General features: G+C 48.1%; 20 protein-coding genes. All 20 read right to left on the bottom strand.

Features of this window, described 5'->3' with window-relative positions; genetic code table 11:
- Positions 1-28: 28 nt before the first annotated feature.
- The 20 genes from VC28_RS14800 to mnmG all read right to left on the bottom strand — a co-directional run bounded on the left by VC28_RS14800 (position 29) and on the right by mnmG (position 19,123).
- Positions 29-289, bottom strand: coding sequence for a type II toxin-antitoxin system RelE family toxin (locus tag VC28_RS14800; protein ID WP_049631323.1), 261 nt, complete (start codon positions 287-289; stop codon positions 29-31).
- Entirely contained in the window at positions 276-509 is a 234-nt protein-coding gene (locus tag VC28_RS14805) for a ribbon-helix-helix domain-containing protein (protein ID WP_049631324.1), read from the bottom strand. Before VC28_RS14805 ends, VC28_RS14800 begins: the two co-directional genes overlap by 14 nt.
- A gap of 68 nt (positions 510-577) precedes the next feature.
- The gene (locus tag VC28_RS14810; protein WP_049631325.1) at positions 578-2,605 is read right to left on the bottom strand and encodes a glycoside hydrolase family 9 protein; all 2,028 of its coding nucleotides are present in this window, start codon (positions 2,603-2,605) and stop codon (positions 578-580) included.
- A 164-nt stretch (positions 2,606-2,769) separates the two neighbouring features.
- Positions 2,770-4,230, bottom strand: coding sequence for a polysaccharide lyase (locus VC28_RS14815; protein WP_049631326.1), 1,461 nt, complete (start codon positions 4,228-4,230; stop codon positions 2,770-2,772).
- Between the two features lie 220 nt (positions 4,231-4,450).
- Positions 4,451-5,110: a hypothetical protein gene (locus tag VC28_RS14820; protein ID WP_197085539.1), complete on the bottom strand. Its 660-nt coding sequence runs from the start codon at positions 5,108-5,110 to the stop codon at positions 4,451-4,453.
- Between the two features lie 80 nt (positions 5,111-5,190).
- Complete coding sequence (locus VC28_RS19780) at positions 5,191-5,388, bottom strand: hypothetical protein (RefSeq protein WP_156184341.1); 198 nt, start codon at positions 5,386-5,388, stop codon at positions 5,191-5,193.
- 244 nt (positions 5,389-5,632) lie between these two features.
- A complete protein-coding gene (glmU, locus tag VC28_RS14830) occupies positions 5,633-6,991 on the bottom strand; it encodes a bifunctional UDP-N-acetylglucosamine diphosphorylase/glucosamine-1-phosphate N-acetyltransferase GlmU (RefSeq protein WP_049631328.1) in 1,359 nt (452 codons plus the stop codon).
- A 163-nt stretch (positions 6,992-7,154) separates the two neighbouring features.
- On the bottom strand, positions 7,155-7,580 hold the full coding sequence (locus VC28_RS14835) for a F0F1 ATP synthase subunit epsilon (RefSeq protein ID WP_039916149.1): 426 nt from the start codon (positions 7,578-7,580) through the stop codon (positions 7,155-7,157).
- Positions 7,581-7,667: 87 nt separating this feature from the next.
- Positions 7,668-9,047, bottom strand: coding sequence for a F0F1 ATP synthase subunit beta (atpD, locus tag VC28_RS14840; protein WP_049631329.1), 1,380 nt, complete (start codon positions 9,045-9,047; stop codon positions 7,668-7,670).
- A gap of 114 nt (positions 9,048-9,161) precedes the next feature.
- On the bottom strand, positions 9,162-10,025 hold the full coding sequence (gene atpG / locus VC28_RS14845) for a F0F1 ATP synthase subunit gamma (protein WP_049631330.1): 864 nt from the start codon (positions 10,023-10,025) through the stop codon (positions 9,162-9,164).
- Positions 10,026-10,099: 74 nt separating this feature from the next.
- The gene (gene atpA / locus VC28_RS14850) at positions 10,100-11,644 is read right to left on the bottom strand and encodes a F0F1 ATP synthase subunit alpha (protein ID WP_049631331.1); all 1,545 of its coding nucleotides are present in this window, start codon (positions 11,642-11,644) and stop codon (positions 10,100-10,102) included.
- A gap of 22 nt (positions 11,645-11,666) precedes the next feature.
- Positions 11,667-12,203 (bottom strand): F0F1 ATP synthase subunit delta, encoded by a 537-nt coding sequence (locus tag VC28_RS14855; protein WP_049631332.1) that lies wholly within the window; start codon positions 12,201-12,203, stop codon positions 11,667-11,669.
- An 11-nt stretch (positions 12,204-12,214) separates the two neighbouring features.
- Positions 12,215-12,685, bottom strand: coding sequence for a F0F1 ATP synthase subunit B (locus tag VC28_RS14860; protein WP_049631333.1), 471 nt, complete (start codon positions 12,683-12,685; stop codon positions 12,215-12,217).
- 51 nt (positions 12,686-12,736) lie between these two features.
- On the bottom strand, positions 12,737-12,976 hold the full coding sequence (gene atpE, locus VC28_RS14865; RefSeq protein WP_039916140.1) for a F0F1 ATP synthase subunit C: 240 nt from the start codon (positions 12,974-12,976) through the stop codon (positions 12,737-12,739).
- Between the two features lie 83 nt (positions 12,977-13,059).
- Positions 13,060-13,965 carry a F0F1 ATP synthase subunit A gene (atpB, locus tag VC28_RS14870; RefSeq protein ID WP_049631334.1) on the bottom strand — a complete coding sequence of 302 codons (906 nt, stop codon included), beginning with the start codon at positions 13,963-13,965 and terminating at the stop codon, positions 13,060-13,062.
- Between the two features lie 48 nt (positions 13,966-14,013).
- Positions 14,014-14,403 carry an ATP synthase subunit I gene (locus VC28_RS14875; RefSeq protein ID WP_049631335.1) on the bottom strand — a complete coding sequence of 130 codons (390 nt, stop codon included), beginning with the start codon at positions 14,401-14,403 and terminating at the stop codon, positions 14,014-14,016.
- 293 nt (positions 14,404-14,696) lie between these two features.
- Positions 14,697-15,608 (bottom strand): ParB/RepB/Spo0J family partition protein, encoded by a 912-nt coding sequence (locus VC28_RS14880; protein ID WP_049631336.1) that lies wholly within the window; start codon positions 15,606-15,608, stop codon positions 14,697-14,699.
- A 35-nt stretch (positions 15,609-15,643) separates the two neighbouring features.
- Positions 15,644-16,447 (bottom strand): ParA family protein, encoded by an 804-nt coding sequence (locus VC28_RS14885; protein WP_049631337.1) that lies wholly within the window; start codon positions 16,445-16,447, stop codon positions 15,644-15,646.
- Between the two features lie 36 nt (positions 16,448-16,483).
- Positions 16,484-17,104: a 16S rRNA (guanine(527)-N(7))-methyltransferase RsmG gene (gene rsmG, locus VC28_RS14890; protein ID WP_049632432.1), complete on the bottom strand. Its 621-nt coding sequence runs from the start codon at positions 17,102-17,104 to the stop codon at positions 16,484-16,486.
- A 108-nt stretch (positions 17,105-17,212) separates the two neighbouring features.
- Complete coding sequence (mnmG, locus tag VC28_RS14895) at positions 17,213-19,123, bottom strand: tRNA uridine-5-carboxymethylaminomethyl(34) synthesis enzyme MnmG (protein WP_049631338.1); 1,911 nt, start codon at positions 19,121-19,123, stop codon at positions 17,213-17,215.
- Between the last annotated feature and the right edge of the window lie 267 nt (positions 19,124-19,390).

Consider the following 19,390-nt stretch of genomic DNA (forward strand, 5'->3'; position numbering starts at 1 on the left):
CCCTGACTGTTTTTATAAAGGGTTAGGATTATGTTGCGTAGACTGATGACCTATGCCCAACCTTGATCACCACCACAACCAATTCACCATCGCGGATTTCATAGACAATCCGGTAGTTGCCTTGGCGAACACGATACAGCTCATGGCCGCTGAGTTTGATGCAACCATGGGCGCGGGGATTTTCGGCAAGTTCGTCGATACGGCTGAGAATTCGCTGGATGTCTGCAGTGGGAATTGCGCGCAGATCTTTCGCCACAGAACTTTTGAAGGTGATTTTATAGTTTGCCATTCGCCTTCAAGTCATTGAGTAGCGCTTCATAGCTAACTTCCGGTTCACTCACACGATCGGCGTAGGCTTTAAGGTCTTGCTGGTCTTCGCTCATCAACAGGCGCACGGCTTCATCGACCAGTTCAGAGACAGATACCTGGGTCGATGCCGCTTTCAGGCGAAGGGCTTGATGGAGTTGCGGATCGAAGTAGATGGTTGAGCGCTTGGATAACTGGCTCATGGGAGTGGCCTCTTGGTTGACACCACAACATCATGACGTTGTGGTGTTGTGGTGTCAAATCAAGGCTTTTATTGCTTGGGCACAAACTTGGACAGCAACCGAATATAGGCGACTTGATAGTCATTATGGTTTTCGGTGATCTGCCAAGAGTTGAGCGGCCAGCTGGTGTTGAAATCCAGATAGGCTTTCATCGCCGGTTGGCCTTTTGGGGGGTTGGGTGCTGCTGAGCCGCAACCAGAATTTGGACTATTAGACGTACAGTTACCGTCCCAGTCATAAGAGGGGTTAGGGCCGCCCACTAAAAAGCCGGGTGCCGGGCCATAAGTAGAGGTTCCAACACGATCCCAGAGTGCGCTGCCGTTGGTGAACCACGAATGGTAGAACTCGTTGACCGAACTGTGCACACCCAGACTGTACATATTAGACAGGTAGACCATTGCCTGTGGATTAACGCCGTGGATGTAATTCAGATAGCCCACCGCCGCGTTGCGCACCTCTGCTTGGTCAGTACCGCTGATGTTGTAGTCGATCAGATTGTGGAAGGTCAGCCCCTTGCGGGAAATGGTGCGGTTGCTGCCCCAGGTGAAGTTGCTAGTGCCGATATAAGCGCGGTAAGGGTCATCGCCATTGCGCACCGCCGGCCAGTTGTTGTTGGCGTTGAATGCGGATTGGTATTGATTTTTCAGGCTGGTAGCGACGGCACCGGTGGCATCAGGCAGGCTGGCGTAATAGAGCCAGGCGGTGACTTCCGGTTCATTCCACACATCCACCCAGCTAGTCGCGTTAGTGGCGTTGGCATCCACATGGCTGCGATAGGTGGCGGAGCCGGTGGCGGCAAACAGGTAAATAGCGGCGGCTGTTTTCTTGGTGGCGTGGCCTGCGTCATCCACCTCTTGTTGGCCAGCACCTAAGCCAGCCGATGCGCCCTCGTTATTGCGGAAGGTCACATTGGGGTTAGCGACCGCCCAAGTCCAGGCATTTTCCGCGCGGGTTTTCAGGTCAGCGGCGTAGGCATTCAGCTCGGGGTTATCCAAACCGGCCAAGATTTTACTGCCGAGCGCAAACGCGCCCGCGCTGGTCAGTGTCGCTGAAGTGCTGGCCGGGCCGTAATAGCTGGGGCCAGTCGCGGCAGATGGCGGACTGGCGTGCGCAAGCCCAAGGATCGACAGCACCGAGCCATCCTGGTTCTGCATTTTCTTCAGCCAGTCAAAACCCCATTTGATCTCGTCGATTATGTCGGGCACACCGTTGCCGGATTCGGGGATGTTGTAATCGTCTGTCCAGACCGTCGGGTTTTCTGCATAGGCGTGGAGCAGGGCGACCAGATAATAGGCGTGCCAGTTGGTGTACTTGTTGTAATCGCCGGCGTCATACCAACCACCGGATAGGTCTTTTTCGGTCGCGGCATTATTTTTGTCGCTGTACAGACGCGCGTTTTTGTCCTGCCCCGCGCCTATGTGGCTTGCACCATCCGTCCAACCTGCTTCGGCAAAAGGCGCTTGTTTGGCAAAACCGGCGCGCTGGTAAAAGAAACTGCGCATCGCATGTTTGAGCACAGGTTTGTACACATCGGCCGCGATTTTAAAGCCGGGCGAGCGGACATTCTTTTCTACATCCAGCACCGCGTAATTACCCGGCGTGGTGACGCTGGAGAAATCGAACCACCAGGCTTTATCGCCTGCGGCATCAAAGGTTGCGCCGGATTTCCAACTCACCGCACTGCCACTGAGCACCACGGCGTTGGTATCCAGATTGATCAGCTGGTAAGTCGCACCGGGGGTAAAACTCAGTGCCGCGTCATAACCGGTTTGCGGGTCGCGGATCACCGCGACTTTTTTGGCATCGGGCAAGTAACCAAATTGATCGACCACAATAAAACTGCTGATCGCCGCGGCACCCTGACTGGCTGCACTGGAAGCGGCGACCGATGAGGTCGCTAGTGAAGAGACTGCAACCGACGAGGGCGCAACACTGCTGGCAGGTGCAACGGAAGACGCGGGTTTGGGAGTACTGGAACCACCACCGCCTCCACCACCACCGCAGGCAGCCAGTGATCCTACAAACGAAAGTGCAACGAGAAGTGTTGATCGGGTCATAAATCGCTCTTTATATTTATCTGATTTAATCGTCAGATGATACGGGTTTCACAACCAAAACTTAAGACGATTTTTAGATCTTTACGGAGACTTACTTGCGACCTGACAAGCATCCGGTGTGGAGCAGCGCTTCACACCGGATTAACATCACTGATGAATTGTGATCAGGGGTTGATCAACTCCACCCACGGCTGGCCATTGTCCAAGCGTACCGGGCTGTAAACACCCACATGGTTTTCCGGCAGTGAGTTTTGCAGCGGATTTTTATTCACCGAGACACCCCAACGCACCTGATAGTAGTGATACACGCCCATGGCATCCTGCAGATACACCTTTGCGTTTTGGCTGTAGGATTTATTTATCCACAGTGTGTATCCGCTGATCGGATGGCTAATGTTGCCGCCGTTGTTACCGCCTGTGGTCACTTCACTCAAGCGGCTGGTAGTACTGATACTGATATCGTCAAAATAGGAATACTGATCTATCGCCGGTGCCCAATCGCTGGTACTGCCGCCAAAAAATGTTTCAAACAAAAACTTGTCGATGCTGACCGATGCCGAATTGCGCAACATCAACCCACTCACACGCGCTACTTCTTTGCCATCGATATAAGTGGTAACTGCGCCGTTATATTGGTTGGCGGTACCCAACTCAACAAAACTGGTGATGGTGTACCAGCGCCCTTTGGTGAAAAAACTGGCGAGTGATTTGTAGTCGCCGCATTCTTCCTGCTTGACGGGATTGTATAAATACAAAAACCCATTGCCATTCTCACGCCACATAAATCGTGCGCTGAATCCATCAAGCAAACTGTTGTTCACACAGCCGGTTGGCTTGGTGCCATCAAATCCTGCCAAGCCCGGCAACTTTCCGCCTTTAACCCAGGTGAAATTGCTGTCGAACATCACTTTGTATTGCAGCCACAATTGCGTGTGCGGGCCGCCCGGAATCGAATAGGTAAATACAGATGCTGAATTACCACCAATCTGATTCGCTTTATAAGTTACGCGCAACACGCGGTTATTAGCATCGAGCGGATCCGCCAAAATACTCAAGCGATTATCTGCCACACCTGCTGATGCACCGGGATTAAATCCCCAATCGGCACTGAAACGCGCTGCGGTATACGCACCTACTGTGTGTTGTTGAAAATTGTTGTTGTAAAGCGCCGATAGATTATTTGTACTGGAACTGCTGGATGATTCTATCGAGCTTGCCAGAGATGAACTGTTCGATGAGCGCGAACTACTGGATGGCACCAGCGAAGACGATTGACTGGAGATTACAATCGCGGAAGAACTACTGGACGAACTTTTACTGGATGAGGATTTACTCGATGCCGGTATTACCGATGAGCTGCTCGCTGTAGCACCACATGCGCCCAAGTCACTCCACGCATTGGTCCACGCCCAACCAACGCCCGGCTCATAAGGACCGCCCACCGTACACCATCCACCCACGTTACAGGAAAACGCCCGGTTATTATGTTTAACCATTTGTCCCGTTGTATAGCTTTGGCCATTTTGGTATTGGCTCAGGCTGCCGCACTCGTAGGCACTGTTGGCCGCACTTATCAATAGCGCACTTGCGCCCAGTGCAAACGCACTGATCAGGTTTTTGCTCATGGTGTTAATCCCCGGCTTTTTATTAGTGATTGCAGCAAAGCTGCTACGGACGTATAACCAGAGCGATCAATGTGTAGTGGTGATGTATTAACTATTTTTTGTTTGTGCCGATCATCATTATTTTAAAAAGACTATTCATCCCACTTTTTACCAATTATCCCTATTACTAAAAATCGAACCATAAATTGGGATGTATTGAGCAAATCAGTCACCCTTTTTCTTATTCCACATTCGCCACAATAAATTCCAGAATTTGTTTCGCGCTGGTGACATTATCCAATTCGGTATAGAGCGATCCATCACTGCCGGAATGATGGCCGTGGCCGACCAGATTAAATAAATGCTGCCCCGATTGTTGCGAATCGATAATCGCTTCATAAATCAGTGAAGGCTGTCCCGATGAACCTGTGCCTGAATAAATCGCATCGTCCGGAAAACGAGTTTTGCTGTAATACTCGTTGAAATCATAGGTGCGGTTTACTTCCATTATCAGCTTGTAGCGCCCCATGCGCGGTGCCGACAGAGTGACTTGATAATCCACTTTGGGTGTTGCTGCAGAAATGCCATCCAAATCCGAATTGTGTTGGTCTGGAGTGTAAAGTCCATCAACCGATTTGATTCCACGCTTGTGGCTCCAATAAGGCAATGCCTCGGGGCGGCGCACTACATCAATCGCCGGATCTTTTGAGCGATAACTGGAGTCGGACGTTTTGCCGGTGATGTACAGCGTATCGATATATTTGCCTTCCAGCGTTTCCATCCACACCACAATTTGCGGCGTGCTGGTGTAGGTTATTCCCAGAAACAAATCTTGCGGTGGCGAGTGATACTCGCGGCCAGCTTTAAAAAACACATGTAATATTTTTTGGTTTTCGCCCATTCAGCGAATGAATTTTTGAATTGCGCCAATTCTTCCGGTGTTAAGAGCGCGGCTAACTCCGCTTCTTTTTGTGTGAGGAATTACGGAATCTTGTCGCTTTGGTTGGTGAAGTAGAGCTTGGATACTTCGCGATAGGAATCGAGGATGGCAGACATCTTTTCAGCGCGTTCAGCATCAGGATTTAATTCCGCAACAAAACGCTGATGGCCAACCGTCCAATAACTCTTTCTATTCCAGTTGGCCTGTGACGGGAATCGCTTGTGAATAAGCCAATGCATGGGCCTTTTGTGCAAGGCTTGTCAAAGGCCGGCTGATTCGTCGCGCCAATAAGGTGGCAACAATCGTCGCAATCAGCAACACAAATAAACTGATAAACCCGACTATCTGGTTTGCATCCGTTACGGGAATCCAGTCCAGCGTTTGGTGCTTACATTCATGCGCATGAAATTCTCCATAAATGCATGGGAAGGGTTCCATAAAAAACGAGGCACTTGGCCTCGTTTTACTTTTCGTTTTTTCTATTTATTTTTTTGTCGGCCGTTCCCAACCTTGAATATTACGCTGTTTACTGCGCGCAATTGCCAACTCTGCATTTTCCACATCTTTAGTAATTATCGACCCTGCACCAACAGTGGCACCCGCACCAATTTTTACCGGTGCGACCAATGCAGAATTAGAACCGATAAAGGCGTTATCACCAATTTCGGTTTTGAATTTATTCACACCATCGTAATTGCAGGTGATAGTTCCAGCGCCCACATTCACCTTGCTGCCGACCTTGGCATCGCCGATATAACTCAAGTGGTTCACTTTACTACCTTTTGCGATCACGGCCTTTTTGGTCTCAACAAAGTTTCCAATTTTGACTTCATCTGCCAAATCAGTGCCTGGGCGCAAGCGGGCGTAAGGGCCAATATCACAATTGGCTGCCATCGCCGCTTCTTCAATATGGCTGAAGGCTTTGATGTGGGTTCCCGCTCCAATCTTGCTATTAATAATCACACAGTTGGGTTCAATCACCACACCATCACCCAACACAACATCGCCTTCAAACACACAGTTCACATCAATCACTACATCGCGGCCGGCGGTTAAATTACCACGAATATCAAGGCGCGACGGGTCAAGCAAAGTCACACCCGCTACCATCAATTCATTGGCTTTTTGTTTTTGATAAAAACGTTCGAGTGCGGCTTGTTGCTGACGATTGTTAATGCCTTCCACTTCTTCAACTGCATTCGGTTGCTCAACATGGATGACGATGCCGTCGGCCTTCGCCATAGCGATAATATCGGTAAGATAATATTCGCCCTGTGCGTTATTATTTTTTAATTGCGGTAACCATTTTTGTAAATGAGCCGCTTTGACCGCCATGATACCGGTGTTAATTTCACGAATTTTTTTCTGCTCGTCGCTGGCATCTTTATGTTCGACAATCGCAACAACTGCATTTTTTTCATCGCGCACAATACGGCCATAACCTGTGGGATCGATCATATTGACGGTGAGTAAACCCATTTGTTTTTCGTTCACGCCGGCGATTAATTTTTGCAGGGTTTCCGCGCGTGTCAGCGGAACATCGCCATAAAGAATTAATACAGTTGCATCATTACGCACTTGCGGCAAGGCCTGTTGCACCGCATGGCCAGTTCCCAATTGTTCGGCTTGCAGGACAAATTTCACATCGGGTGCAGCCATTTTTTCCTGCACTTTTTCTGCACCATGGCCAACGATAATTAAAATTTGTTCACCGCCTACCGTACGCGCTGTATCCACCACATGTTGCACCAGCGCTTTACCGCCAATCGGGTGTAAGACTTTGGGTAAGTCCGAGCGCATACGAGTGCCTTTACCGGCGGCAAGAACGAGGATGTCGAGCATGATGAAATCCTTTAAATGTTTGATTGAGCGAGCAAGTAGTTTGTATTTTCTGCATTTTAGCGAGTTGATCGCTTATTGACATGAACAATACGGCATCAGTTAAAAATTTTGTGCAATAAAAAAGGCGACTCGAGAGTCGCCTTTTTTGTCCAACAACAAACGCTTACTTGCCCGCTTTTCTTTTGATTGCTTGCAAGGTACGCAATTGGGCAGCAGCTTCTGCCAGTTGCGCGGCGGCGCGCTGGAAATCTATCTCGCTGGATTGATCTGCCAGTTGTTGTTGCGCTAATTGCTGTGCTTCCAAAGCTGCAGCTTCATCCATATCGTCTGCGCGCAAAGCGGTGTCCGCCAGCACAGTGACATGGTAAGGCTGAACTTCAAGATAGCCACCGGAAACAAAGAAAATTTCCTCAGCACCACCTTGTTTGATAAGACGCACAGGACCAGGTTTGATACCTGTCAGCAATGGGGCGTGACCGTAGGCAATACCTACTTCACCCAGACTACCGGTAGTGATTACCATCTCTACCAGGCCGGAGAAAATCTCACGCTCAGCACTGACGATATCGCATTGAACTGTCATGGCCATTTTTGTGTCTCGGTTATCTTGCGTTACTTTTCAGCTAAATCGGCGAAACAAATCAGCAAAGGCCCCGCATTAACGGAGCCAACTCAATTACTTGAGCTTGCTGGCTTTTTCGATTGCTTCGTCGATTGAACCTACCATGTAGAAAGCTTGTTCTGGCAGGTGATCGTAATCACCGGCTAACAAACCTTTGAAACCGCGGATGGTTTCTTTCAGTGGAACGTATTTGCCTGGAGAACCAGTGAATACTTCCGCTACGTGGAAAGGTTGTGACAAGAAACGTTCGATCTTACGCGCACGAGATACGGTTTGTTTGTCTTCTTCTGACAATTCGTCCATACCCAGAATCGCGATAATATCTTTCAACTCCTTGTAACGTTGCAATACGGTTTGCACACCGCGCGCCGTTGCATAGTGCTCGTTACCGATAACCATTGGGTCCAACTGACGTGAAGTTGAATCCAGTGGATCGATCGCCGGGTAAATACCTTTTGCAGCAATATCACGGCTCAATACTACGGTTGAGTCCAAGTGCGCAAAGGTGGTTGCTGGCGACGGGTCGGTCAAGTCGTCCGCTGGTACATATACTGCTTGTACAGAGGTAATAGAACCGATCTTGGTAGAGGTAATACGCTCTTGCAGAACGCCCATCTCTTCCGCCAATGTTGGTTGGTAACCTACCGCTGAAGGCATACGACCCAACAGAGCAGATACTTCGGTACCGGCCAGGGTGTAACGGTAAATGTTGTCAACGAACAACAGAACGTCTTTACCTTCGTCACGGAATTTTTCCGCCATGGTCAAGCCGGTCAACGCAACGCGCAGACGGTTCCCTGGCGGCTCATTCATCTGGCCGTAAACCATCGCCACTTTATCTACTACGTTAGATTCTTTCATCTCGTGGTAGAAGTCGTTACCTTCACGAGTACGCTCACCTACACCGGCGAATACAGACAGACCGCTGTGCTCTTTCGCGATGTTGTTGATGAGTTCCATCATATTTACGGTTTTACCTACACCAGCACCACCGAACAGGCCTACTTTACCGCCTTTGGCGAAGGGGCAAACCAGGTCGATAACTTTAATACCGGTTTCCAGCAGTTCTTCAGAAGCTGCCAGCTCTTCGTATTTAGGCGCAGCGCGGTGAATCTGCATACGCTCTTTTTCGCCGATTGGACCCGCTTCATCAATTGGGTTACCCAATACGTCCATGATACGACCGAGGGTTTCGGTACCCACTGGCACTTTGATTGGCTCGTTGGTGTTGGTCACGGTTAAACCGCGACGCAAACCTTCAGATGAACCCAGAGCAATAGTGCGGACTACGCCGTCGCCTAATTGCTGTTGCACTTCGAGGGTCAGGTTGCCATCGGTGATAACCAGTGCGTCATACACTTTAGGCACTGCATCGCGTGGGAATTCCACATCGATAACGGCGCCGATAATCTGAACGATACGTCCGCTACTCATTTCCGGTTCCTCTTTGTTCCAGAAATTCCAGATCCCTTTTAATAAAACTCAGGGCTCTGAAGGATTAAATACAAAAATCGTTAGCCTTTCAGGGCAGATACATAACAGCGCCGCTTATTGGATCGCTGCCGCACCGCCCACAATTTCTGACAGTTCCTGGGTGATCGCTGCCTGACGCGCTTTGTTGTAAATCAGCTTCAAGCTATCAATCAATTCACCGGCGTTGTCGGTCGCACTCTTCATCGCAATCATTCGCGCTGCTTGTTCAGAAGCCGCGTTTTCTACTACCGCCTGATAAACCTGCGATTCAATAAAGCGAGTCAACAACCCTTTCAACAGGAACTCTGCATCCGGCTCGTAGATATAATCCCAGTGATGTTTCAACTTGGTATTTTCTTCGGCAACCAAAGGCAGCAATTGACGAACTTTTGGTGTTTGGGTCATGGTGTTAACAAAGTCGTTGCTCACCAGAAACAGCTTGTCGATAGTGCCGGCTTCAAACGCATCCAGCATTACCTTCACACTGCCGATCAGGTCGGCCACTTGTGGGGCTTCACCGATATCGCGAGTTGAGGCAACTACATTGCCACCAAAGCTTTTGAAAAACTGGCCAGCTTTGGCACCAATCAAACCCAAATCAATCGCTACACCTTTGTCAGCCCATGCCTTCATATCCCGGATAGCGGCTTTGAACAGGTTAGTGTTCAAGCCACCACACAGGCCACGGTCACTGGAAACAATGATGTAACCCACGCGCTTAACATCGCGCTCTTTCATAAAACGGTGTTTGTACTCGGGGCTGGAGTTGGCCAGGTGCCCGACTACTTCACGGATACGCTGGGCATAAGGTTTACCCAATTGCATCCGCTCTTGTGCACGGCGCATTTTACTCGCGGCGACCATTTCCATCGCGCTGGTAATTTTCTGCGTGCTTTTGACGCTCGCTATCTGCGTCCGAATTTCTTTTGTGCTTGCCATCTCTCGAACCCCGGTTAAGGCCTCTCGACCTAAAAGGTTAGAGATCGCTGCGAGTTAACGCAGCGATCGCCAGATTACCAGGTGCGGCTCGCTTTCAGCTTGGTCACCAGCTCTTTGAACTTGCCTTCCAATTCGCCATTCCAGTCACCGGTGGCATCGATGTGAGCCATAGTGTCAGCGTATTCAGATTTGGCGAAAGACAACAGAGCCGCTTCGAAGTCCAGCACTTTGCTTACTTCGATATCTTTCAGGTGACCTTCGTTCGCAGCGAACAGTACCAATGCCATTTGCGCAACGCTCAATGGAGCAAATTGTTTTTGCTTCATCAGCTCGGTAACACGTTGACCATGTTCCAACTGTGATTTGGTTGCTTCGTCCAGATCAGATGCGAACTGGGAGAAGGCTGCCAACTCACGGTATTGCGCCAATGCGGTACGAATACCACCGGAGAGTTTCTTGATAACTTTGGTCTGTGCAGCACCACCTACACGGGATACCGAAATACCGGCGTTCATCGCAGGACGAATACCTGAGTTGAACATGGACGATTCAAGGAAGATCTGTCCGTCGGTAATAGAAATCACGTTGGTTGGAACGAATGCAGAAACGTCACCAGCCTGAGTTTCAATGATTGGCAACGCGGTTAAAGAACCGGTTTTACCTTTCACTTCACCCTTGGTGAACTTCTCTACATACTCTTCGCTTACGCGAGATGCACGTTCTAGTAGACGGCTGTGGAGATAGAACACGTCGCCAGGGTAAGCTTCACGGCCTGGTGGACGGCGCAGCAACAGGGAGATTTGACGGTAAGCCCAAGCTTGCTTGGTCAGGTCGTCATAAATAATCAGAGCATCTTGGCCGCGATCGCGGAAGTATTCACCCATGGTACAACCGGTGAATGCTGCCAGGAATTGCATGGATGCAGGATCAGAAGCAGTCGCTGCGATCACAATGGTGTGATCCATAGCGCCGTTTTCTTCCAGCTTGCGCACAACGCTCGCTACAGAAGACGCTTTTTGACCAATCGCTACATAAATACACTTAATGCCAGAACCTTTCTGGTTAATGATGGCATCAACGGCGATAGCGGTTTTACCAATTTGACGGTCGCCGATGATCAGCTCGCGCTGGCCACGGCCGATTGGCACCATCGCATCGATTGCTTTCAAACCGATTTGTACTGGCTGGTCTACCGATTTACGCCAAATTACGCCCGGTGCAATTTTCTCAACTGCGTCGGTCATTTTGGTGTTCAGCGGACCTTTACCGTCGATTGGGTTACCAAGAGCGTCAACAACGCGACCCAGCAATTCCGGACCAACAGGCACTTCAAGGATACGACCAGTACACTTACATTTTTGGCCTTCGGCCACACCGCGGTAATCACCCAGGATTACAGCACCAACGGAGTCGCGCTCCAGGTTCAGTGCCATACCGTAGATACCGCCTTCAAATTCAATCATCTCACCGTACATAACATCGGCGAGACCGTGAATACGAATAATACCGTCAGTTACGGAAACGACAGTACCTTCGTTTTGTGCTTCTGTTGAAAACTCAAGGCCAGCGATGCGCTGCTTGATGATTTCACTGATTTCAGAAGGATTCAGTTGCTGCATGCTCTGTTCCTCAACCCTAAAATTAGGATTTCATTGCTTCGGCGAGCTTCGCCAAGCGACCACGGACTGAACCGTCGATAACCATATCGCCAGTGGAGATAACAATCCCACCTAACAGGTTCTTATCTACCGAACCTTGCACACTGACTTTACGATCCAGTTTGGCGCTCAGGGCCTGAGCCAATTTGTTAATCAAGTCAACTGGCAACTCGTAAGCTGCTGTTACCTCGACATCAATAGTTTTTTCTTGCTGTGCTTTCAGTCTGGCAAACAGCTCTTTCACATAGGGAAGAAGTGCCAAACGTTTATTGCTTGCAAGGGTGTGGATGAAGTTTTTTTGACTTTCATCCAGTTGGTCACCACAAACCTGTACAAACACGGAAGCTTTCTGCTGTGCCGACAAACCAGATGCGCTCAACGCTTTTTTCACCTGATCTTGTTCGGCAACGGCGGCTGAAACTTCCAGAGCTTCAAACCATGACTGCAATTTGTTGGCAGCCAGGGCGAACTCGAATGCTGCTTTGGCGTAAGGTCTAGCCAGGGTAGTGAGTTCAGCCATATCTACCTCTCTTACAGCTGCGCAGCGAGTTTGTTTACCAACTCGTTGTGAGCATTTTGATCGATAGAAGATTCCAGAATCTTTTCTGCACCCGCTAATGCCAGGGTCACTACTTTCGCACGTAATTCTTCACGCGCACGCGCAGTTGCCTGGTCAATTTCAGCCTGGGCAGCGGCTTTAACACGATCTGCCTCAACACGTGCTTTCTCTTTTGCTTCTTCAACAATTTCGATAGCGCGCTTGTTTGCTTGATCAATAATTGCAGCAGCTTCTTTCTTTGCAGAAGTGAGTTGCTCAACCACTTTTTGTTTAGCCAGTTCGAGATCTTTTTCAGCTTTATCGGCAGCCTGAAGACCATCAGCGATACGCTTGCTACGCTCTGCCATTGCCGCAACAATGGGTGGCCAAACAAAGCGATGTGTCAGATAAATAAAGATGACAAACGCCACCATCTGACCGATAAGAGTTGCATTAAGATTCACGTTTAGATGCCTTTGTTAAAGGAATTTAAATCGCAAACACGACAGCTAAAATTAGGCGCCAGTTGCGAACAGGATGTACATACCGATACCAACACCGATCATTGGTACCGCGTCAACCAGACCCATAACAACGAAGAATTGAGTACGCAGCATTGGAATCAATTCTGGCTGACGAGCACCGCCTTCCAGGAACTTACCACCAAGAATACCTACACCAATGGCAGCACCAACAGCACCCAGACCAATTACCAGTGCACCTGCCAAATAAATCAAAGCTTGAGCTTCAGTCACAGTGTTTTCTCCTACTAAGTTGATAAATAAAAATTAAAAGAACAAACAAAAAAACAAATTACAAAACGGGTTACAAAAAACGCTTAGTGTTGCTCATCGGTTTGATAAGCCATGCTCATGTACACAATGGTCAATGACATGAAAATAAGGGCTTGCAAGAAAATAATCAGGATATGGAACAACGCCCAGATAACCTGAATAACACCCGCAACACCGGCAAAAATGATTCCTGCACCGTAAAGGATCGCCACCAGGATAAAAATAATTTCGCCTGCATAAAGGTTACCGAATAGACGCAAACCCAGAGAAACTGGCTTTGCAATCAAACCTGGCAATTCCAACACAAGGTTCACAGGGATAAAGAGCGTTTGGATAATCGGATTACTGCTGCTGAACGGGTGCAAAGTCAGCTCTTTAAGGAAGCCCAACAAACCTTTTTGAGTAATGCTGAACCAAAGAATCAGGATAAATACACAAAAGGCCATGCCTAAAGTGATATTAGGATCGGTTGTGGGAACCACTTTGAAATAGACATGGTGTGGATCCATACCCAGTACATTAGCGCCAAACAATTGCGCCAACCCGGGAAGCAGGTCGATGGCAACCAAATCCATCGCGTTCATGAAAAATACCCACACAAAAACAGTCAGTGCCATAGGAGCAATCATGGAGTTTTTGTAAGGGAACATACTTTTGACATTGCCTTCGACAAATTCGACGGCTGCTTCAACGGCGTTTTGCATGCCGGTTGGCACATCGCTGGTCACTTTCTTGGCAACACTACGGAAAATCAGAAAAAACACTGTTGCCAAAAATACCGACCAACCCAATGTATCAACATGGAAAGCCCAAAAACCCATTTGAGCTGCTTCATCGCTATTGTGTGCGAACCCCCAGGTACCATCAGGTAACTGGCCATAGGTGAGATTGGTAAGGTGGTGTTTAATATACTCGGAGGATGTTAATGCTTCGTTCTCGGCGGATGACATCGTTAAGTTCCAAATTAAAGTTGAAAAAACGTTTAACCCATTAACGCTTTAAACCTTGCGGCGCATCAGCGGGTATGTCCAGGCAATTACCTGAACTATCACATAAGCCATGATCATAGTGGCGGCATAAGCGGCTTCCTTTAGAAACCCAATCTGCTTGAATGCCAGCAGGAACAACACGGCCGTGATGATAAATTTTCCAAACTCACCCATATAAAATGCTGCAAGCATTCTTTGGGTCGGCGCGCCCAACGCAGGGCGAAACGCTATGAGTGCCAGCCATAAGTTGGCTGTCACACCAATTATTCCACCGATTAAAATTGAAATTGCGACCGAATCATTGATCGCCAGGGCAGTAGCGGCAGCAACCAGAGTTAATACCAACTGGGCGGCTACTGTTTGGAGAGCTATATCACGCCCCTTGAGATAACGAGACAAGTGTTTTTACCCCCCCAATTTTGCGGCGGCATTCTGTCATAAACACTTTCTTATTACCATTAGTAACAAGCTTATGTTCCTTGCGCCCAAACGTGGCGCATTATAGAGACTAAGCCCCCCAGCAGCAACCTTCGGGCTAGCACCAAACTCAAAAACTGACTAGTAAATTTGCTGTAAATTTAGGCGTTATTTTGAGACTTACTGCCGCTTGTGGCTAATAGAAGCTATTACAACTAGATGTAGGTACAAGGCACCAAAATCAGGATGCCTTGTATAGGACGAAAAGATAAAAATTATTTGATATGACCGAGAATGCCATCGAGTTCATCGAGGGAATTGTAGCTAATCACCAGTTTTCCTTTTCCTTTGGCACTGTGCTGAATTTCAACGCCAGCTCCCAAAGTTTCCGACAGTTGATCTTGCAGGCGGCGAATATCAGCCGATACTTTGACTTCTGGCGTTACTTTTTCCTGATGTTGATTTTCCTGTAATTGACGAACCAATGCCTCCGTTTGACGCACAGATAATCCTTTTGCGACTACCTGACGAGCAATCTCTTTCTGCTGGAACGGTTCCAGAGTCAATAAAGCGCGGGCGTGCCCCATTTCCAAATCGCCATGTTCCAGCAATGTTTTGACTTCTTCGCTTAATGCAATCAGACGCAGCAGGTTAGTCACCGTAGTACGTGACTTGCCCACCGCTTGAGCCACTTCTGCATGGGTTAACTCAAATTCATCTTGCAGGCGCTTTAACGCAACCGCCTCTTCAATGGGGTTTAAATTTTCGCGCTGGATATTTTCGATCAGCGCCATAGCGATGGCCGCTTCATCCGGCACTTCACGGATTACTGCGGGGATTCTATCCAAACCAGCCAATTGCGTTGCGCGCCAGCGGCGTTCACCCGCGATAATTTCATAGCGTCCTTCACCGATGCTGCGCACCACTATCGGTTGCATTACGCCCTGGACTTTTATCGACTCAGCTAATTCTTCCAAGGCTTCCTGATGCATATCGCGACGTGGCTGATACTTACCACGTTGGATTAACTCGACAGGTAAGTGTGCGAGCTTGCCATCTTTGTATTCAATTTTTTGATCAGCCTCACTTGGAGTAATGGGCATTTCCGGTGCTGGCGAAGTTACTCCCAAACCTGCACTCAGCAATGCATCCAATCCTTTACCCAAACCTTTGCGTTTACTCGACATTCTTGTTGGCCTTGTGTAATTCAAAAATTGAATTTTTAGTTGGCTGCTACAGCTTCTGCGGCAGATTTATTGCTGGATTCATTGCGGCGTAAAATTTCCCCCGCCAATGCGAGGTATGCAATAGCACCTTTGGATTGACGATCAAAGGCTAATACCGGCATACCAAAACTTGGGGCTTCTGCAAGGCGTACATTGCGCGGAATACAGGTGCGATACAATCGATCACCAAAGTGTTGTTGTAACTGCGCCGATACATCGTTAGTCAGACTGTTACGCGGATCGTACATAGTGCGCAACAAGCCTTCGATTTTTAAATGCGGATTTAATACTTTCTGGATTTGATTGATAGTACCAACCAAAGCTGACAAACCTTCCAGTGCATAGTACTCACATTGCATCGCAATAATGACACCGTCACATGCAGTTAATGCATTCAAGGTAAGCATGTTCAACGAAGGGGGGCAGTCAATTAAAATATAATCAAATTGGTCACGCACTTGATTAAGCGCGTTCTGCAAACGGCGTTCTTTATTATCGAGCGCAAGCATTTCAACTTCTGCTGCAGTCAGGTCGCCGTTTGCTGGCAACACTTGGTATTTACCGCTTTCCGACAGCACCAAACAATCATTGATTGATTCGCGTTCTGTGAGCACATCGTAAATGGATTTTTCCACTTCGTTTTTATTAACGCCACTGCCCATTGTAGCGTTGCCTTGCGGATCAAGATCAACCAGCAATACACGTTTCTTGGTAGCTACCAAAGATGCCGCCAGATTCACGCAGGTTGTTGTTTTGCCCACACCGCCTTTTTGGTTTGCAATCGCATAGATCTTGGTCAAGTGACAATCCTATAACCACCGCGTGGTTGAAAAATTTTATTGTTTAGCCTGCAGGATTAACAAGTGGCGTTCGCCGTCAGTTTCTGCGACAACCAATTTAATACTTTCCAATAACTCAATTTTGTCGCTGATGGGTGCCAACTCATCTTCAGGAAAAATGCCCTTCATGGCGAGAAAAATTCCATCTTTTGCAACAAGGTTTGCGCATCCTTCAGTCATATCCTGCAAACTGGCAAAAGCACGACTAATAACACCATGAAACTTTTCTGCCGGATTAAATTCTTCTACACGGCGATTTTCTACGGTTACGTTTGTTAACCCCAGTAGGGTCTTTACGTGGAATAAAAACCGGGTTTTTTTACCATTGCTATCCAGCAACGTAAATTGTTTTTCAGGAAACATAATTGCCAACGGAATTCCCGGAAGGCCACCACCTGTTCCTACATCAATTATCCGCGTCAGCGGACATTTTTTTTCTACTCTGGCTTTATGTGAGTTAAACCAAGGCACTACGCTTAAACTATCCAACAGATGACGCGCAACCATTTGCTGGATATCACGCACCGCGGACAAATTATACGCTTTGTTCCATTTTTCAAATTCACTGACATATGCCAGTAATTTTTCAGTTTGTTCGCCAGTAAGCGAAACCGACATTTCAGCTGCACCGCGTACTAGCTGTTGGGTTAATCTATCGTGTAATTCTGGTTCAATCACGTGCACTACTCAATGTATCCGCGAAGCGGAAAAAATTTTATTCGCTGATTAACTGGCTTGTTGTTCAGGTGTATCTTCTTTTAAACGCTTAAGTACACCGCGTTTTTTCAAATACACTAATACCAGTGATATCGCTGCCGGTGTTACGCCGGAAATACGCGATGCACGAGCTAATGTTTGTGGCCTTGCTGCGATGAGTTTCTGTTTTACTTCATTCGATAAGCCATCGACTTGTGAATAATCAAAGTCATCAGGAATAATCGTATTTTCATATGCACGCAAGCGATCAACATCTTCTTGCTGACGTTCTATGTAGCCAGAATATTTTGCCCCGATCTCAATTTGTTCGGCAGCTGCTTCATTGGCAAGCGATTCACCCTTTAAATGTGCAACATCAGCATAAGTTAATTCCGGCCTTTTTAACAAATCCATCAAACTGTATTCGCGTGTCAATTTAGTCTGGATTTTTTGCTCAACCAATTCTGCCTCAGTGGAACCGGCTTGAATCCAGGTTGAACGTAAACGCTGTTGTTCCAATTCGATTTGTTCGCGTTTATCACAGAAAATTTTCCATTGCTCATCACCGATCAAACCAAGTTCGCGGCCTTTTTCGGTCAAACGCAAATCCGCATTGTCTTCACGCAATAACAGGCGATATTCAGCACGGCTGGTGAACATGCGATAAGGCTCTTTGGTTCCCAGTGTAATCAAATCATCAACCAGAACGCCGATGTAGGCTTGATCGCGAGTCGGACACCAGGCTTCTTTTTCCTGAGAACGGAGTGCGGCATTGATACCTGCAAGCATACCTTGCGCACCCGCTTCTTCGTAACCCGTGGTGCCGTTAATCTGACCAGCGAAAAATAATCCGCCAATCACTTTGGTTTCCAAGCTGTGTTGCAAATCCTGCGGATTAAAAAAATCGTATTCAATCGCGTAACCAGGGCGAAGGATATGTGCGTTTTCAAAACCCTTCATCGAACGCACGATTTCCAACTGCACATCAAACGGCAAGCTGGTGGAAATCCCGTTCGGATAAAGCTCGTGTGTGGTAAGTCCTTCAGGTTCGATAAAAATTTGGTGTGAATCTTTATCCGCGAAGCGGTGAATTTTATCTTCGATCGATGGACAATAACGCGGACCTATCCCTTCAATTACACCTGAGTACATCGGTGAACGGTCGAGATTGCGGCGAATAACATCGTGAGTTTTTTCGTTGGTATGGGTTATGTAACAACAAATCTGGCGCGGTTGCATTTCACGGTTTCCACGCACAGACATTACCGGGCGCGGTTCATCGCCATATTGTTTTTCCAGAACATCAAAATTAACCGTTCGGGCATCGACACGTGGCGGTGTGCCGGTTTTTAAACGATCAACACGCAGTGGCAATTCGCGCAGGCGTTTGGATAGCGCGATTGATGGTGGATCACCGGCGCGGCCGCCGGAAAAATTTTGCAAGCCAATGTGAATCAAACCACCGAGGAAAGTACCGGCGGTGAGTACCACCTGATTGGCCATAAATTTCAGACCCATTTGGGTCACAACTCCACGCACCTGATCGTTTTCAACAATCAGATCGTCAGCAGCTTGCTGGAAGATCCACAGATTTTCCTGATTTTCCAAAGTTTCGCGGATCGCCGCTTTGTAAAGGATACGGTCAGCTTGAGCGCGGGTCGCCCGTACCGCCGGGCCTTTGCGCGCATTCAGGACGCGAAATTGAATACCGCCTTTATCGGTGGCCAATGCCATGGCACCGCCAAGGGCATCAATTTCTTTTACAAGATGGCTTTTACCAATCCCGCCGATGGCGGGATTACAGGACATTTGGCCGAGTGTTTCAATGTTGTGGGTGAGCAACAAGGTTTTGCAGCCCATGCGCGCTGCAGCCAAACAGGCCTCTGTTCCAGCATGGCCGCCACCAATCACGATCACATCAAAACGATCCGGGAAAATCATCGCTTACACCTTGCAGTTTACCTGCGTACTTAACCGAAATATGACCTGAAGGTCAAAAGGGGCAACATTATAGAGCGAGTCTTGGTTTTGCACAAAACTTGTACAGGGATTAATCAGTATAAATTTACTATCTCCAAAATCAGCATCCGCTAACTCAATACGATACACGTCATAGGTTCATCCTTGGAGCTTGTCTTCAGATTGAGTTACCCAAGTCCTTTATGTAAGAGCCAGTCAAGTTATCCAAAAAAAGCGTCTGCGTTACAA

The sequence above is a fragment of the Cellvibrio sp. pealriver genome (genome assembly GCF_001183545.1).
Lineage (GTDB): Bacteria > Pseudomonadota > Gammaproteobacteria > Pseudomonadales > Cellvibrionaceae > Cellvibrio.

What these genes read in the sequence shown, in the direction of transcription:
- VC28_RS14800 (WP_049631323.1), bottom strand. Translation starts at nt 289, where the DNA reads ATGGCAAACTATAAAATCACCTTCAAAAGTTCTGTGGCGAAAGATCTG.
- VC28_RS14805 (WP_049631324.1), bottom strand. Translation starts at nt 509, where the DNA reads ATGAGCCAGTTATCCAAGCGCTCAACCATCTACTTCGATCCGCAACTC.
- VC28_RS14810 (WP_049631325.1), bottom strand. Translation starts at nt 2,605, where the DNA reads ATGACCCGATCAACACTTCTCGTTGCACTTTCGTTTGTAGGATCACTG.
- VC28_RS14815 (WP_049631326.1), bottom strand. Translation starts at nt 4,230, where the DNA reads ATGAGCAAAAACCTGATCAGTGCGTTTGCACTGGGCGCAAGTGCGCTA.
- VC28_RS14820 (WP_197085539.1), bottom strand. Translation starts at nt 5,110, where the DNA reads ATGGGCGAAAACCAAAAAATATTACATGTGTTTTTTAAAGCTGGCCGC.
- VC28_RS19780 (WP_156184341.1), bottom strand. Translation starts at nt 5,388, where the DNA reads ATGCATTGGCTTATTCACAAGCGATTCCCGTCACAGGCCAACTGGAAT.
- glmU (WP_049631328.1), bottom strand. Translation starts at nt 6,991, where the DNA reads ATGCTCGACATCCTCGTTCTTGCCGCCGGTAAAGGCACTCGTATGCGC.
- VC28_RS14835 (WP_039916149.1), bottom strand. Translation starts at nt 7,580, where the DNA reads ATGGCCATGACAGTTCAATGCGATATCGTCAGTGCTGAGCGTGAGATT.
- atpD (WP_049631329.1), bottom strand. Translation starts at nt 9,047, where the DNA reads ATGAGTAGCGGACGTATCGTTCAGATTATCGGCGCCGTTATCGATGTG.
- atpG (WP_049631330.1), bottom strand. Translation starts at nt 10,025, where the DNA reads ATGGCAAGCACAAAAGAAATTCGGACGCAGATAGCGAGCGTCAAAAGC.
- atpA (WP_049631331.1), bottom strand. Translation starts at nt 11,644, where the DNA reads ATGCAGCAACTGAATCCTTCTGAAATCAGTGAAATCATCAAGCAGCGC.
- VC28_RS14855 (WP_049631332.1), bottom strand. Translation starts at nt 12,203, where the DNA reads ATGGCTGAACTCACTACCCTGGCTAGACCTTACGCCAAAGCAGCATTC.
- atpB (WP_049631334.1), bottom strand. Translation starts at nt 13,965, where the DNA reads ATGTCATCCGCCGAGAACGAAGCATTAACATCCTCCGAGTATATTAAA.
- VC28_RS14880 (WP_049631336.1), bottom strand. Translation starts at nt 15,608, where the DNA reads ATGTCGAGTAAACGCAAAGGTTTGGGTAAAGGATTGGATGCATTGCTG.
- rsmG (WP_049632432.1), bottom strand. Translation starts at nt 17,104, where the DNA reads ATGTCGGTTTCGCTTACTGGCGAACAAACTGAAAAATTACTGGCATAT.
- mnmG (WP_049631338.1), bottom strand. Translation starts at nt 19,123, where the DNA reads ATGATTTTCCCGGATCGTTTTGATGTGATCGTGATTGGTGGCGGCCAT.